This window comes from Stenotrophomonas sp. GD03819 (assembly GCF_029841665.1).
GTDB lineage: Bacteria > Pseudomonadota > Gammaproteobacteria > Xanthomonadales > Xanthomonadaceae > Stenotrophomonas > Stenotrophomonas geniculata.
Map to the genome: position 1 here is coordinate 135,088 of NZ_JAOCEW010000001.1, position 13,905 is coordinate 148,992.

Here is a 13,905-nt window from a genome sequence, read left to right on the forward strand (position 1 = left end):
GAAGGCAAGGGGGAGGGCAGGTGGCTCCCTGATCTTCCGGACGGGCATGTCCCCGGGATGTGCAGGTGCCCGATGTGCCGGGGCCGGGCAGGGCCTAAGTGCCGCCGTGATCAAGCCGGTTAGGCGACGTGACTGCGGACGCCAGGCCCTACGCTGGATCAGTCCTCGTTGCCGATCCTGTTCGAAACGACGTTGGCTATTTTCCCTGACCTGAAGAGACATCGATGAATCACAAATTTCCCTGGTACGCCCTTATCAGCCTGGCGCTCTGCGCTACCGTCGCATCGATCTCCAGCACCCTGCTGTACATTGCGGGTCGCACGTTTGTTGCAGTGGCAGGTGCAGCCCCGATCGCAAGCTGGGGACGCCCTGGATACGGGCTACTGATCGTCATCGGGTTCCTCGCGCTGGCGACCTGGTACTTCGGCGCGCGCGCGAAGGCCGCGCAGAAGGCTCTGCCGGTCCGCTTCTTCATCTGATACCACCGTTTGGGCCCGGGGTGCCAGCCAGCGGCCGGCACTACCGTTCAATCCCCCATCACCCGCCCGATGGCATCGGCCAGCAGAGTGCGCACCCGCGCCGGCGGCAGGTCCGGATCGCGCACCGCACGCATCGCCAGGCCCTCCACCAGCAACCGCAGCAACAGGGTGCGGCCGGCAATCCGTTCTTCGTCCAGCGCCCGGCCAAGGCTTGCATCACGCTGTCGCAGCCAGGCCTGGATGGCGGCGCTGGTCTGGTTGTCGTGGGTACGCAGCACAGCGGCCAGCTCCGGATCGCGATGGGCCTCGGCATTGATCTCCGCATACAGCGCAACGCTGGCAATCGCGTTGCCGTGAATCGGCAGCACCTCACCGCGCGCCCATTGCTGATAGCACTCCAGCAGCCCGTCGACCAGGTCGGAGGCCGCCGGCATCTCGCTGATCGAGGCCTGGTCGTGGCGCAGTTGGCGTTCGATCAGGGCCAGGATCAAGGCGCGCTTGTTGGCGAAATAGCGGTACATCAGCCCCTGGCTGATCTCGGCCTCGGCGGCGATATCGCCGATGGAACCGGCATGGAAGCCGCGGGTGATGAAGCACTTCTGGGCGGCGTCGAGTATGCGGCGGCGCTGGGCCTCGGCATGGGCCGCAGTGGGATCTTCGGAGGTCGGGGCTACGGCGGATTTCGGCGTCATTGCGTGAGGTCAGGGCGTCCAGAGGCGGGATAGTACGTCACAAAAGAAGTGAATGAACGGTCATTCATTTGTAATTCCCGCCTCCCAGACTGCGCCGGCCTTCTCCTTCCGCGAATGAGTCCGATGCGCCACGCCACGTTGCACCGCCCGTTGCTCACCCTCGCCATCGCTGCCGCTCTGCCGGCGCTGGCCCATGCCGAAGAAAGTCCAACTGCGGATGCCAGCGCATCCGCTGATGCAGCGCGCACCGTGGTCGCCCTCGAGCAGGTGATGGTGACCGCGCAGAAGCGCGCTACCAACCTGCAGGAGACGCCGATCTCGGTGTCGGTGGTCGATGCCGAAGCGCTGAAGGATCGCAGCGCGATCTCACTCGGCAGCCTGTCTGATGGTTCCATCCCGTCGCTGCGGGTCACACCGTTCGCCACCCGCAGTTCTGCACTGAACATCGGCATCCGTGGCGTCGGCGCCTCCGGCGACGCCAACCAACCCGCACGCGATGCCGGCGTCGGCATCTACGTCGACGGTGTGTTCATGGGCCGTGCGCAGGGCCTGGGCAGCATGCTCTACGACGTGGAGCGCATCGAAGTGCTGAAGGGCCCGCAGGGCACGCTGTTCGGCCGCAACACCGAAGGTGGCGCGGTGAGCATCGTGACCAAGGCACCGACCGGCGAGTTTGGCGGAAGCGTCAGCGCGGGTGTGTCCAACTTCAGCGGCTACAACAGCGCGCTGCACCTGGACCTGCCCAAGCTGGGCGATGTCAGCTTCAAGATCGACGCCGTGCAGGCCAAACGCGGCGGCACCACCGACAACCCGATGCGCGGTGAGCGCGACTTCAACAGCTACGACAAGCGCGGCGCACGCCTGAGCGCGTTGTGGCAACCGAGCGATGACTTCTCGCTGCTGTACGCGTTTGATCGCTCCTACGACGCCACCACGCCGTACCACACCCAGGTGCTGGTGCCGGGCGCCTACCTCAGCCCGCTGCAGAAGGCCGGTGCCAGCCAGGACCGTCGCGACAGTGCCATCCTGGGCGGACCGCAGAAAGACAACATCGGCCGTACCAGTGGCCATCTGTTGAGCCTGTCATGGACGTTGAGTGACGCCCTCGAGTTGAAGTCGATCAGTTCCTACCGCGAGTTGACCCAGGGCCAGTTCGACATGGGCCTGGTCGACGCGATCTCTGCCTATGGTGGTGCTGGCACGCCGTTCGGCCGCTACAGTCTGGCGCAGGTCTACCAGCACCAGTACAGCCAGGAGTTCCAGTTGATCGGCAACACCTCGCAGGTGCAGTTCCTCGGCGGCGCGTTCTATTACCACGAAACCGCAGGCGATAACGCGCAGACGCCGAACATGCTGGTTTGGGGGCCGGGCGGCAACAGCTATACGGTGAACCCGGCGACCAGCCCGCTGGATCTTTCCCGTGTACGGATCGACCGCGCCAGCAAGGCGTGGACCGACAGCCTGGGCGTGTTCGGCCAGGCCACGTGGACGCCCGAAGCGCTGCAGCGACTGCACCTGACTGCCGGCGGTCGCTACACTCGTGACGACAAGAAGGGCAGCCTGTACATCGTCAATGGCGCGGCAACGAACCTTGCGTTCAAGGACCGCTGGAGCCGCTTCGACCCGATGGTCAACATTGCCTATGACCTCGGCGAACACGCGATGGTCTATGCCAAGTACAGCACCGGCTTCAAGGCCGGTGGCGCCAACTCGCGTTCGACCAATTACTCGGCATTCGGTCCAGAGGAAGTAGCGGCCTATGAGCTGGGCTTCAAATCGCAGTTCTGGGACAACCGTGCGCGCCTGAACCTGGCGGTGTTCGATTCGACCATCGCGCACAAGCAGATGGACTTCTCGCTGCCGTTCGACCCGAACAGCGGTGAAACCCGCACCACCATGGTCACCACCAATGCGCTGAGCGATGGAAAGTCGCGGGGTGCGGAGCTGGAGTTCAACGCGATGCCGGTGGACAACCTCACGCTCGGCCTCAACTACGCCTACACGAAGATCGATTCGCAGACCGCAACAGACCCGTTCGGCGGCGGCGTGCAGGTGACCGTGCAGCCGCTGCTGGCCCCGAAAAATGCAGGAAGCCTGTCGGTGGACTACCTGGTGCCGTTCGCCAACTTCTCGGCACTGAAGTTCCATGTGGATGGCAACTGGTCCGATGGCTACTACACCAGCGAGTACGACCAGATGCTCACCGACAGCTCCTTCGTGGTGAATGCACGGGTGGCACTGGTGGATGTGCCGGTCAACAGCACCGGCGCCACGATGTCGTTCTCGTTGTGGGCACGCAACCTGCTCGATGAGCAGCACCTGTTCTACAAGATCAACAGCGCGGCGCTGGGCCAGAGCGGCATCTTCAACGACCCGCGTACTTTCGGCCTGGAAATGGCCGTCAATTTCTGATTCGAACGGAGAGCCCCATGAAGATCCGCCATACCGAACTCGCCCTGGCCCTGATGCTGAGCCTGCCGATGGCCGCAACCGCGGTTGCCGCCGACGCATCGCAGGCGGCTTCCACGAAGGCGACGACCGCCGCCAATGTGAAGCCTGTCGCCGCCGACGCACAGCGGGTGATTCCGCTGCAGGGCGCCTGGAACGTACGTACGTTCGCCGGCCTGCAGGGTCGCCACGGCCGGATTCCAGCCAATGCGTTCGTGCGTACCGCCGACCTCGGCCGCCTCACCGATGCCGACCGTGATGCCCTGGTCGCCGCGGGCGTGAAGCTGGACATCGACCTGCGCACCGCCGATGAGGAAGCACAGTCGCCGGACCTGCTGGCCCGCGATGATCGTTTCGATTATCAGCGCATCTCGCTGATGGGCACCGAGAAGATGGACCTGCAGAAGATGATGGCCAGCTTCCCGGATTCGTTGGGCGAAGCCTATGTGCAGTGGCTGGACCACAGCCAGCCGCAGTTCAAGCAGGTGTTCCGGCGCATCGCCGCGCAGCAGGATGGTGCGGTGCTGTTCCATTGCACGGCCGGCAAGGACCGCACCGGCATCATCGCCGGCCTGTTGCTGGACCTGGCCGGCGTGTCGAAGGCCGAGATCGTGCACAACTACGCGATCTCCGCGCATTACCTGGAAGGGCAGCCGAAGGACAGCGCGATGAACGCGCAGCTCATGGCGCTGGTCAAGCAGAACCCGGAGATCGGTCGCAAGATGGCGGGCATGGCAGGTACTGCGCCGGACAACATGGAGCAGTTCCTGGCGGCGCTGCACAGCCAGTATGGTGGTGCGGAGGGTTACCTGAAGGCGATCGGGGTCAGCGAACAGGAGATCCAGCAGTTGAAGGTGCGGCTGGGGCAGGCCGGCTGATAGGTAGTGCCGGCCGCTGGCCGGCTCCCCTTTGACGTCCAGAGACCGAAGGAGTGCCGGCCAGCGGCCGGCATTACCCGCAGCCTGGCGGCCTGGCTCTACTGATCGGGTTTCACCCTGACCACCCGTTTCCGGTACTCATACACATTGTCACCACGGATGCGCTTGTCCTCGGTGCCGGTGATCCGGTCGACCTTCTGGTCCGAACCGGTCACGGGCTGTGCCTCGATCTCGGTCTCGTGCTCGAAGGAGTGGGATTTGTCGGTGTTGCGGTAATAGCGGTACAGCGCCCAGTACAGCGCGGTCGCGCCGGCTGGACCTGCCGCCAACAGCCAGAGGCCACTGTCGTCACTCATGTCGATGCCACCAGGAAGGCAATTGCGAGGGCTTCAATGACGGTGCCGGTGGCCAGGGCCGCCAGCAGCATCTTCCATTGCTGCACGGGCACGCTGCCCATGGTTTCGCCGGTACGGCCGTTCACTGCGATGTAGTGCAGCATGCCGCCGTTCTTGCCGGGCTGGTGGTACGAATACAACCACACCGGCAGGTACATCGACACCCAGCGGGTGCCATGCACCTCCAGCTGCTCCTGCTCCCAGCGCACGCCACGGTTGTAGCGCTTCACCGAACCTTCCACCTGTGCGCGGGCAATTGACAGCAGCTGGTCTTCCAGCCGCGGCCGCAGCTTCTCCACGTCGAGGTTGCGCTTTTCAGAGGTGAAGCCGGCCAGGTACGAAGCGTTCCATTTCACCGCGTTCTTGGTATCGAACGGCAGGATGGTGTTGATGATGTTGTTGGTGTTGGCGCGGGTATCCAGATTGCCGCGCTCGGCCGAGGATTCCAGCGGAAGGTCATCCACGGTGAAATCGACCTGGCGTTCGACCTGGTAGACGTCGGCGTCATACAGGGTGCGCTTGTTTTTCTCGCTGCCTACGGTGTACTGCCGGGTCTGGATCTCGCCCTTGCCGGCCACGGCCGCGCTGACATTGCTGTCGACGATCATGTAGGGCAGGAACACGCCCACCACGTTCTCCGGGGTGAACTGGTCCTTGAATGCCTTCAGCGCGAACATGCGGCGCTTGTCGACGAACTGGCGGATGCGCGCGACCGCATCGTCCTTCTTGATATGGAAGGGCAGCACCGCATCGGGCACCGCGCCGTTGGCGATCTGCTCGTTGACGCCGAAGACGTGGCGGCACCAGTGGCAACGCGCCGTCATCGTACTCTCGGTATTGACCGTGACTTCGGCGCCGCAACCGGTGCATTTGAACGTCATCAGTGCCGAGGTGTCGGCATCGATGTCACGCGCGCCGGAGGCGATGACCGTACCGCGCAGCTGGTCGATGGCTTCGCCAAGGCCGAATTCTTCCTCGACCCGCGCGCCATGCCATTCGTGACGGCAGTACAGGCAGACCAGGATATCGGTCCCGGCTTTGGGCCGGATGTCGGTGGCGCCGCACTTCGGGCAGCGGTTGAGACCGTCCTTCAGCTCGCTGGCCGAGGTATCGATGGCAACAGGATCGGGCGCTTCCACTTCATCGCGGATGGCCTGCGGCAGTTTGGAGGTGTCCAGCGGGAAGCTGCCGGGCAGGGGAGGGGCGTCCTGCGGCGAACCGGGCCCATCCAACGACGCCGCCGGCAGGGGCGGCGGCGTCGCGGGCGCGGATCCGGGCAGCGGCGGTGGGCCGTTTCGGGGATCGGACATGTTGGGTGTGCGTCCTGCCGTTACAGGCCCAGTGCCTTGGCCTTGAGCGCGTCGTAATCGCTCTGGGTGATCAAGCCCAGATCGAGCATTTCCTTGGCCTTCTTCAGCTTGGCGACCGGATCGTCGGCCGCCGGGGTGGCCGGCTGCTGCATGCCGCCGACACCGAACATGCCAGACGCCATGCCGACACCGACCAGACCTGCCGCGCCGCCGTTTTCGCCGGCCGACTGGATGCCCTGGGCGACGCTGGCCTGCAGGTTGGAATTGCCGCGCGAACCGGACAGCGCATCGGCGCGCTGCACGGTCTTCAGCAGCTCGCGGGTGTTGGCGTCGTACTCGATCGAGACGATGGCGGTCTTGACGATGGCCAGGCCGCGGTCGGACTTCCACTGGTAACCCTGTTCGACGGCGGCCGACAGGCTCTGCGCGAAGCCCAGCGAGTCCTGCTGCAGCTTGGTGATGCGGTTGCCCTTGCCCGGATCGTTGGTATACAGGCTGAAGGCCGGCGCCAGCGAACCGACCACTTCATTGAACAGCTGGCTGGCGGCGGCGTTGTCCAGATCGGTGAAGTCGAACACCTGGCCCGGCTGCAGGTAGCTGGCCGGCACGAAGTTCTTCACAAACAGGATCGGGTCGACGATCTTCAGCGTGTACGAGCCACGGGTGACCGCGCCTACCTGGGTGTTGAGGAAACCGTCGTCCCAGTAGATTTCCGACTGGGTGCCGAAGCGGTTGTCCGGCAGTTCCTTCAGCGAGACGAAATAGGCCGCCTGCTGCGAACCCGGCTGGCCGCCGAACTTGAAGCGTTCCCAGCTCTGCTTGATGAAGGTGCTGACCAGGCCGTCGCCGGCGAAGATCGACTGCGAGTTCAGATCGTCCGAGCGCCACTCGTAGCCACCCGGTTCGGCGACGAACGCGGTGATCGCGCCGTCCTGGAACAGCAGCAGGCCGTAGCCCTCCGGCACGATGATCTTCGAGCCGTTGCTGATGATGTTGGACGAGCCGCTGGTGTTGGAGCCGCGGCCGGCGTTGGTGCCCTGCGGCACCGCCGCGAACAGGGCGGCCGTGGACGGCAGGCCCGCCGGCACGGTGTAGAAGTCCTTCCACTGGTCGGCCAGCACACCGCCAACCGCACCCTTCACCGCCTGTACCAGACCCATGACCAACTCCCTGTGATTCGAAGGCAGGCACCATGCCTGCCGAGCTGGACTGAATATAGCAGCGGTGGAGGACGGCAGTAGTGCCGGAACATGAATCCGGATCAGCGCCGGCCAGTGCCGGTTGGCCCGGCCCGTACCGCCTGCAGCACGGCCGCCATGTCCAGCGCCCCCGATCCGGACGCCAGTGCCTGTGCGAACAGCGCGTCGCTGGCGTCGATCAAGGGCGCATGCATGCCCACCTCATGGGCGGCAGCGGCTACCAGCCCACTGTTCTTGCGCACGTCGGTGATCGACGCCTGCACGCTGAAGTCACCACGGATCATTTTGTCCAGCTTGATTCGCGATACTTCGCTGGCCATCGGCCCTGCGTTGAGCACCTGCGCGAAGCGGTCAAGCTCGATGCCGTGGGCTTCGGCGAAGTACACCGCTTCGGCCAAGCCGGTGACCAAGGTGATCAGGTACAGGTTCACCGCCAGTTTCATGCGCAGTGCGGACGGCACTGCACCACAGCACACCGTTTGCCTGCCCATCGGTGCAACCAGTGGGGCGGCTGCCGCGAGGTCGACATCGGCACCGGCCAGCAGGATCACCAGCTGCGCCGCTTCGGCCTGCACGCGTGAGCCAGACACCGGCGCTTCCACGTAGCGGCCGCCCGCGGCGCGGATCTGTTCTGCCAGCGCCTGTGAGTACGCTGCCGAGCTGGTACCCATGTTGATCAGCAGGCGGCCCTCGACCCGCTCGCCAAACGCCGCGCCATGCCGATCGAGCACGTTGTCGATGGCATCGTCATTGGCCAGCATCAGGATGAGGGTGTCGCAGGCCGCGAATACCTCGTCCACCGCCTCGCAGACGTTGATGCCGGCGGTGCGCGCGGCCGCATGGTTGCGGTCGGAGCGCGACCAGCCGCATACCTTGTAACCTGCGCGAGCCAGATGGGCCGCCATGGGCGTTCCCATCACTCCAAGTCCCAGGAATCCGATGCGCATGATGGACGTCCGCTGGCCGCAGAGCGCCCATCATGCCATGGGCAGTGGCCGCTAGAGCATGTAAGGAATCTTGAACGCCAGCGTGAAGTCCGGTGCGTCCGGGGTCAGTCCGATGCCCAGCAGTGTCACCAGCGTGGTGTGCTGGTTCAACGCATAGGTCACGCCCAGGTTCAGTGATGCCGCATTGGCGTCACTGCCGATCACCTTCATCCACTTGCCGCCCTGGAAGCGGGTGGAGGCGCGGGCGCTGATGCGGTCGCTGAAGGACAGGCTCAGGCTGGTCCGCTCGTTGAATGCGAAGGCAACACCTGCACCGAAGTACACCGAGCCGCCCAGCTTCACGTCGCCCGGGTTGACCGTATCCGGATTGCTGTCGATGTCGCTGAAGCCGCGAGGGATGGAGTGCACGTACCCGATGTTGGCGAACAGGATGGCCGGGTCAGCGGTCTTCACCATCGACAGGCCGAGGTTGGCCTGCCATACGCCGTTGCCGGTGGGTTGCTCGCGCGGCACGGCGAAGCGGATGTAGTCGTCGTCATCGCGCTCGATCACCTTCCAGTCCAGGCCGTAGGGTGCGCGCCCGGTGGGGGCGGTGACACCGGCCGTGAGCACGGTCTCCGGGCGCCAGCCGCGTTCGCCGAACAGCCGGTAGTTCGCGCTCACGGCAATGTCGCCCAGGCCGTTGCCGTTGGTCTGCTCCTGCGCGATGGCGGCCGCTGCACCGCCGGCGCCGCCTTTCTGGTATACGGTGCGCCGCGCCAGGTAGGGCACATCCAGGTTGAGGGTCAGGTTCGGGCTGACGCCCCAGCGGGCCGCCACGTTATAGGTCAGCGAGTCGGACTCCACGTTCTCGATGGCGATATTGCCTAGGAAGATGGCGTCCAACGCGAGGAAGCCGTTGAGGGTGAGCTGCTTGCGGTCATAGCGGGCGTAGGTGAGGCTGTTCTCGATGGTGAAGCGACGGGAGAACAGGGCCGATTGCTGCTGCTTCACGTCGTCCACGCTGCGCCGCGACTCCTGCTTGGCCTGTTGGGCCTCGGCAGCGGTACTGGCGTAGCCCTCGCTGCTCGGTGGAACCGCGGCGGCCGCCGCCTGCGCCAATGGCGCGGCGGGTGGGGTCGAGGCTGGGCCAACCCGCCCGCCCAAGCGTGCCTGCATGGCCTGCACCTGCATGTCCAGTTCGCGCAGCCGCCGCACTTCCTGTGCGTAGTTGGCTTTCAGCTGTTCCAGCTGGTTGGCCAGGGCCTGCACGTCTGCGCCATCGTCAGACGTCGGCGGCGCGGCAAGGGTGGTGCCCGCCAGCGCCGCCAGCGCCAACGGGGTGATTCTCATCAGGGTGTGCATGTTCGTGTCCTGCGTTGTGGAGCGTTTCCCCCAATGCCAGGCCCTGCTACTGGCCCGGCCCCATGCCGCGGTTCAACGCAATCGCCTGGGCCACGTTCTGGCTCAACGGCAGGTTGCCGCCCACGGCGTTGCGCACCAGCTCGAGCCGCAGCTGGTTGCTGGCGATCTGGCCGTCACCAGCGAGGGCGATGCCCTGGCCGACGCTGCCATTGCGGATCCACTGCTGCACCAGCCCCTGGCCATCCACCTGCAGCAGCAGGCGTGCCTGGTTGCCTTCCAGCACGGCCGTCGCGCTGGCGCCGGCCTGCTGCGCGGTGATGTTGCCTGCGCTATCAGAGAGAACAGCCGGCACGCCACCTTCGCGGACGGTCAGCGTGGTGACGTTGCGCGCGACATTGCCATCGCCGGCCACCTGCACGCTCTGCACCAGGCCGCTGGCATTGGACAGGCCGCTGCTGTCGATGCTGCGTCCGTGGGTATCGGGCAGCGGCGCATCGGCTGCCGTGACATGCACGCTGGGCTGGAAGCTGAGCTTCGGCGCGCCACCACCCCGGAAGTCCATGCCCAGGGTCAGGCTGCCCTGCAGGGTCGTGCCGTTGCTGGCCTGCCACTGCGACACCATGGTGACCCCGAACCAGGCAACGTTGTTGCCACCCACGGTGTAGCGCCCCCGCATCAGGCTCAGCTCCGGGTCGGGGATTTCCGTGAGTCCACGCCCGGTCCTGCCGTCGGCGGCCTGCAGGGGCAGGGCAGGAGCCACCAGCAGCAGAGCCATCCATACGTGTTGACGGAACATGGTCGTACCTCCTCAGAACAGGTCGGCGTGGCTGAAGCCGAAGTCGACCAGTTCGGCATCGGTGATCGGCCCTTGCCGCGCATAGAGCGCGCGGGCACTTGGCCGTTCGCTGGGTTGCAGAAGAACGGTGTTGCGATCGAAGTCGCTGCCGATCACCACGAAGACCGCGCGAGATGGCCAGGCAGCCAGGAACTCCGGCAGCGCCAGGCTGCGGTTGCCGAGGATCGGGTCGGCCACTTCCACGATGCCGTTGCGGACCTGCTTGAGCACCACGAAATGGCGGAAGCCGCGCACATCCATCAGCACCAGTCCTGGCACGCGAAGGGTGCGCAGTCGTGTTTCATCGATGCGGTAGCCCCGGCCACGCATGCCCAGCGATTCCACGTAGCGCTTGATGTCGAGCAGGGAGAAGCCGCGTTCGGCCACCAGCGCTGGATCGGAAACCCCCATCATTCCTTCGATCACCGTCGCTTCGTCGGTCTGCAGGTGATAGGCATGGCGCAGGATGGTCGCCAATGCGGCCGCCCCGCAGCTGTAATCGGTGTGCTGGCGCACCACGTTGCGGTAGCGCCGCTCCTGCATGCTTTCCACCTTCTGCTGCAGCAGCGCGCCATTGGGCAGCACGCCGGCGAAGTGGACCTCGCCCGCCCATGCCGATGCGGTGCCCATCAGCAACAGGAAGGCCAGCAGGCGCATCGATGGAGGGCAACGGATCATCTACGTTCTCCGGCAGCAGGGGGGAGCCCCTGTCCCAAGGGGGAGGAGGAACAGGGGCTCCCGGGGACCCGGCCATTGGCGGACGGCCGGGGTGTTGCGCTTACTCGCCGCTGCCACCACCGCCGCCGGTGCTGGGCTGGGCGACTGCCAGGGCCAGGCTGTTGGCCTGCAGGTTGCCGGTGCCCGCGGCAACGTTCACGCCGATGTTGCCGGAGGCGCCCGAGAAGGCACTGCCGGACAAGGCCGAGGTGTTGGTCGCATTGACGTTCACCCAGCGCGTGGTGCTGACCGTGCCGCTGAGGCTGGCATACAGGTCAGCCACGCCCAGTTCGACGAACTGGCTGGTGCCACTCTCGCGCGTATCGAAGCCCAGGCCGCCCACCCCCGGCCGGTTGGGGTTCATCGTGGCGTTCTGGATCTGGTTGTCCAGATCGATATGGCCGGTGCTGTTGCCACCCGGGTGCGGCAGCTCGCCACTCCACGTATCCAGGTAGTAGTTGGCCATCTGGTAGGCGTTGCCGGTGCCGCGGTAGGTGCCCGCGCCATAGGCCAGTGTCAGGCCGCTGACGCCGCCACGCATGCCGACCTGCACGGTATCGGTGTAGGACTGCACGAAGCCGGCGTTGCTGACCGTGTTGCCGGTGGAGACCTGGTTGGAGCTGATGCTCGACTGGGCCACCGCCGTGGTCGCTACCGACGCCGCGAGCGCGTTCTTCTGCTCATTGTTGTTGCCCGAGGCGATGTTCACGCCGATGTTGCCGGACGCGCCGCCAAAGGCGTTGCCGCTGAGACCTGCGGCGTTGGTGACACCGGAGTTCATGGTGGCGTTGCCGAAGCCGGCCTGGTTGACGAACACCTCGGCGTCGGCCATGCCGAAGCTGAAGGACGCATCGGCCGCAGATAGTGAGGCCGCGTTGTCCTGCGCATTGTTGTCGCCGGAGACGACATTGAAGCCTAGATTGCCCGAGGCACCGGCGCCGACGCTGTCACCGATCGACGCGCTGTTGGTGACCAGGCTGTTGCTGGTGGCGTTGTTGCTGATCGACTGCCGGTTGTCGATCACGGCAATGGCCGCCGAGTCGAGGTCGATGTCGCCGGTGATGTTCGGGTCGCCGGAGAAATTGATGTCGGTGCTCAGGCGCAGGTCCTTCTCCAGGTTCACGTCGACGCCGTGGTTGTTCTTTTCCTTGCGTTCGTCGGCCTGGATGTTGCTGTGCTTCTGCACATTGACGTTGACGGTGCGGTTGCGCACGTCGTTGTCGGTGTGGTTGTGCGTGTCGTTGCGGGTCTCGCTGACGGTGTGGTTGTGGTTGATGTTCGCGTTGGCGTTCTGGTTGTCCCAGCCATTGGCCGCAGCGGCGGTCGAGGCAGTGGCAATCGCCATGGCGAGCATGGTCTGTTTGACGGTCGCTTTCATGGTGCCCTCTCTCTCATCAGGTGGTGCATCGGTTGGGTGGTTGTCACGGGCGGTCCTGCACGACCAGGCCCAGTACGTTGGCCGTCTCGTTGCCGTTGCCCGCGATCTGATTGAGTTGCAGGACCCCGTCGAATCCCCGCAGTGCGGTGCTGGCTACACCGGCGCTGCGGGTGCCCGTCGCGACGCCGCGACCGGTGTCGTCCCGCCCCCCTGCCAACGCGGAACCCTCGGCGGCCAAGGCCGTATCGTCGGTTTCGCGTATGCCCTGTCGGGCCAGCGTCGCGCTGACGACGTTGAGCGTCGTGTTGGCGATGCCGCTGGCCTGGTTGATGGATGCGATGCCACTGGCACCGGCCAGTGCGTCACCGCCAATGAACGCGGTGGCCTGCAGCGGCCCGGACAGCACGCGGTTGCCCTGCTGCAGTTGCCGGGCATTGATCGCCACGTCGGCGCGATCGCCCTTGGCGATACCCCGCAGGTTGGCCTGCACGTTGAGGTCGCCGGCGGCTTGGTTGACGGCGATGGCACCCGTCGCCCCGGCCAGTGCGTGGCCGTCGATGCGGGCCACGTCGAGATAGGCGAGCATGCCGCCGTAGTCATCGGCCCGGGTCGCCCAGGGCGCGGCAGCGAGCAGCAGAAGCAAGCCGTGCAGGGCCTTCATTTTCCACCTGCCGGGGCCGTGCCCTGCAGGGGGAACTGGGCCAGTGCGCCGCGCACGGTATCGGCGATACCGCGGGTGCTGCTGCCGACCGCACCAAGCGGACCGCTCATGGCGCCCCCGAGGTTGCTGCCGACCATGCCATCACCACCGCGGCCAAGCGTGCCGCCCAGGGCCTGCTGGGTGACCCGTTCAACGGTAGTGCCGCCCGGTGTCGCGACGGACGCTGCCTGGCCGGCACCCATGCCGGCATAGTCCTCATCGCTCAACTCGTCCATGCCGTTCGTCGTGCCACCGGCGCCCAATGCGGTGGCGATCTCGCGCTGTGGCTTCGGGTCGGCAATCAGCGCCATGCCCGGAGGTGCCATGCGATAGGCCGGCCGCGCGGATACGTCCCGCAACAGGACGATTTCGCCCGGCTGTGCCCTCACGCCCTGGCGGGCGCCGGACGCGGATGCGCCCGCGCCAACCAACAGCAGGGCGGTTGCCAGTGCTGCGGCCAGGCAGCGAATCAGGGTGGTGCCGTCCATGCCGATCTCCCGCGATGGGTGCGGCGGAACCACGCATCAACCGTGCCAACCTGGAAGTGCCCACCCGCCAATGTCGGGACCGTGCAGCACCTGAC

General features: G+C 65.8%; 14 protein-coding genes and 1 pseudogene. 3 read left to right on the forward strand and 12 right to left on the reverse strand.

The features are described 5' to 3' along the window. Positions 1-224 precede the first annotated feature (224 nt). Positions 225-479 (forward strand): hypothetical protein, encoded by a 255-nt coding sequence (locus tag N5D45_RS00610; RefSeq protein ID WP_057504008.1) that lies wholly within the window; start codon positions 225-227, stop codon positions 477-479. Between the two features lie 47 nt (positions 480-526). On the opposite strand, the gene N5D45_RS00615 is transcribed toward N5D45_RS00610, so the two are convergent. Further along, positions 527-1,171 (reverse strand): TetR/AcrR family transcriptional regulator, encoded by a 645-nt coding sequence (locus N5D45_RS00615; protein ID WP_057504009.1) that lies wholly within the window; start codon positions 1,169-1,171, stop codon positions 527-529. 114 nt (positions 1,172-1,285) lie between these two features. Between N5D45_RS00615 and N5D45_RS00620 the strand changes: the two genes are divergently transcribed. Both N5D45_RS00620 and N5D45_RS00625 read left to right on the forward strand, forming a co-directional pair. Then, positions 1,286-3,583 (forward strand): TonB-dependent receptor, encoded by a 2,298-nt coding sequence (locus N5D45_RS00620; protein ID WP_279938360.1) that lies wholly within the window; start codon positions 1,286-1,288, stop codon positions 3,581-3,583. A gap of 17 nt (positions 3,584-3,600) precedes the next feature. Beyond that, complete coding sequence (locus N5D45_RS00625) at positions 3,601-4,497, forward strand: tyrosine-protein phosphatase (protein WP_197656453.1); 897 nt, start codon at positions 3,601-3,603, stop codon at positions 4,495-4,497. A 98-nt stretch (positions 4,498-4,595) separates the two neighbouring features. Here N5D45_RS00625 and N5D45_RS00630 read toward each other — a convergent pair whose 3' ends face one another. The 11 genes and pseudogenes from N5D45_RS00630 to N5D45_RS00680 all read right to left on the reverse strand — a co-directional run bounded on the left by N5D45_RS00630 (position 4,596) and on the right by N5D45_RS00680 (position 13,810). Then, positions 4,596-4,853: a hypothetical protein gene (locus N5D45_RS00630; protein WP_049409605.1), complete on the reverse strand. Its 258-nt coding sequence runs from the start codon at positions 4,851-4,853 to the stop codon at positions 4,596-4,598. Continuing rightward, positions 4,850-6,202, reverse strand: a complete 1,353-nt coding sequence (locus N5D45_RS00635; RefSeq protein ID WP_197656454.1) for a TFIIB-type zinc ribbon-containing protein — start codon at positions 6,200-6,202, stop codon at positions 4,850-4,852. Before N5D45_RS00635 ends, N5D45_RS00630 begins: the two co-directional genes overlap by 4 nt. Before the next feature lie 20 nt (positions 6,203-6,222). Continuing rightward, positions 6,223-7,362 carry an SPFH domain-containing protein gene (locus N5D45_RS00640; RefSeq protein WP_049455166.1) on the reverse strand — a complete coding sequence of 380 codons (1,140 nt, stop codon included), beginning with the start codon at positions 7,360-7,362 and terminating at the stop codon, positions 6,223-6,225. Between the two features lie 101 nt (positions 7,363-7,463). Then, entirely contained in the window at positions 7,464-7,892 is a 429-nt protein-coding gene (locus tag N5D45_RS00645; protein ID WP_306341177.1) for an NAD-binding protein, read from the reverse strand. Beyond that, positions 7,881-8,354, reverse strand: a pseudogene (locus N5D45_RS00650) (NAD(P)-binding domain-containing protein); the annotation flags it as partial. The gene N5D45_RS00645 and the pseudogene N5D45_RS00650, both read right to left, overlap by 12 nt. 45 nt (positions 8,355-8,399) lie before the next feature. Then, positions 8,400-9,692 (reverse strand): transporter, encoded by a 1,293-nt coding sequence (locus N5D45_RS00655; RefSeq protein ID WP_197656456.1) that lies wholly within the window; start codon positions 9,690-9,692, stop codon positions 8,400-8,402. A gap of 46 nt (positions 9,693-9,738) precedes the next feature. Beyond that, on the reverse strand, positions 9,739-10,488 hold the full coding sequence (locus tag N5D45_RS00660; RefSeq protein ID WP_197656457.1) for a hypothetical protein: 750 nt from the start codon (positions 10,486-10,488) through the stop codon (positions 9,739-9,741). 12 nt (positions 10,489-10,500) lie between these two features. Further along, complete coding sequence (locus N5D45_RS00665; protein WP_019659781.1) at positions 10,501-11,205, reverse strand: C39 family peptidase; 705 nt, start codon at positions 11,203-11,205, stop codon at positions 10,501-10,503. 100 nt (positions 11,206-11,305) lie between these two features. After that, entirely contained in the window at positions 11,306-12,622 is a 1,317-nt protein-coding gene (locus N5D45_RS00670; protein ID WP_057504019.1) for a hypothetical protein, read from the reverse strand. Between the two features lie 43 nt (positions 12,623-12,665). Further along, on the reverse strand, positions 12,666-13,283 hold the full coding sequence (locus N5D45_RS00675) for a hypothetical protein (protein WP_134957719.1): 618 nt from the start codon (positions 13,281-13,283) through the stop codon (positions 12,666-12,668). After that, on the reverse strand, positions 13,280-13,810 hold the full coding sequence (locus N5D45_RS00680; RefSeq protein ID WP_228354551.1) for a hypothetical protein: 531 nt from the start codon (positions 13,808-13,810) through the stop codon (positions 13,280-13,282). The genes N5D45_RS00675 and N5D45_RS00680 overlap by 4 nt, the downstream gene beginning before the upstream one ends. Positions 13,811-13,905: the final 95 nt, after the last annotated feature.

Coding starts and splice junctions, on each gene's coding strand:
- N5D45_RS00675 (WP_134957719.1), bottom strand. CDS start 13,283: ATGAAGGCCCTGCACGGCTTGCTTCTGCTGCTCGCTGCCGCGCCCTGG.
- N5D45_RS00660 (WP_197656457.1), bottom strand. CDS start 10,488: ATGTTCCGTCAACACGTATGGATGGCTCTGCTGCTGGTGGCTCCTGCC.
- N5D45_RS00635 (WP_197656454.1), bottom strand. CDS start 6,202: ATGTCCGATCCCCGAAACGGCCCACCGCCGCTGCCCGGATCCGCGCCC.
- N5D45_RS00655 (WP_197656456.1), bottom strand. CDS start 9,692: ATGCACACCCTGATGAGAATCACCCCGTTGGCGCTGGCGGCGCTGGCG.
- N5D45_RS00640 (WP_049455166.1), bottom strand. CDS start 7,362: ATGGGTCTGGTACAGGCGGTGAAGGGTGCGGTTGGCGGTGTGCTGGCC.
- N5D45_RS00620 (WP_279938360.1), top strand. CDS start 1,286: ATGAGTCCGATGCGCCACGCCACGTTGCACCGCCCGTTGCTCACCCTC.
- N5D45_RS00630 (WP_049409605.1), bottom strand. CDS start 4,853: ATGAGTGACGACAGTGGCCTCTGGCTGTTGGCGGCAGGTCCAGCCGGC.
- N5D45_RS00610 (WP_057504008.1), top strand. CDS start 225: ATGAATCACAAATTTCCCTGGTACGCCCTTATCAGCCTGGCGCTCTGC.
- N5D45_RS00625 (WP_197656453.1), top strand. CDS start 3,601: ATGAAGATCCGCCATACCGAACTCGCCCTGGCCCTGATGCTGAGCCTG.
- N5D45_RS00645 (WP_306341177.1), bottom strand. CDS start 7,892: ATGGGCAGGCAAACGGTGTGCTGTGGTGCAGTGCCGTCCGCACTGCGC.
- N5D45_RS00615 (WP_057504009.1), bottom strand. CDS start 1,171: ATGACGCCGAAATCCGCCGTAGCCCCGACCTCCGAAGATCCCACTGCG.
- N5D45_RS00680 (WP_228354551.1), bottom strand. CDS start 13,810: ATGGACGGCACCACCCTGATTCGCTGCCTGGCCGCAGCACTGGCAACC.
- N5D45_RS00665 (WP_019659781.1), bottom strand. CDS start 11,205: ATGATCCGTTGCCCTCCATCGATGCGCCTGCTGGCCTTCCTGTTGCTG.
- N5D45_RS00670 (WP_057504019.1), bottom strand. CDS start 12,622: ATGAAAGCGACCGTCAAACAGACCATGCTCGCCATGGCGATTGCCACT.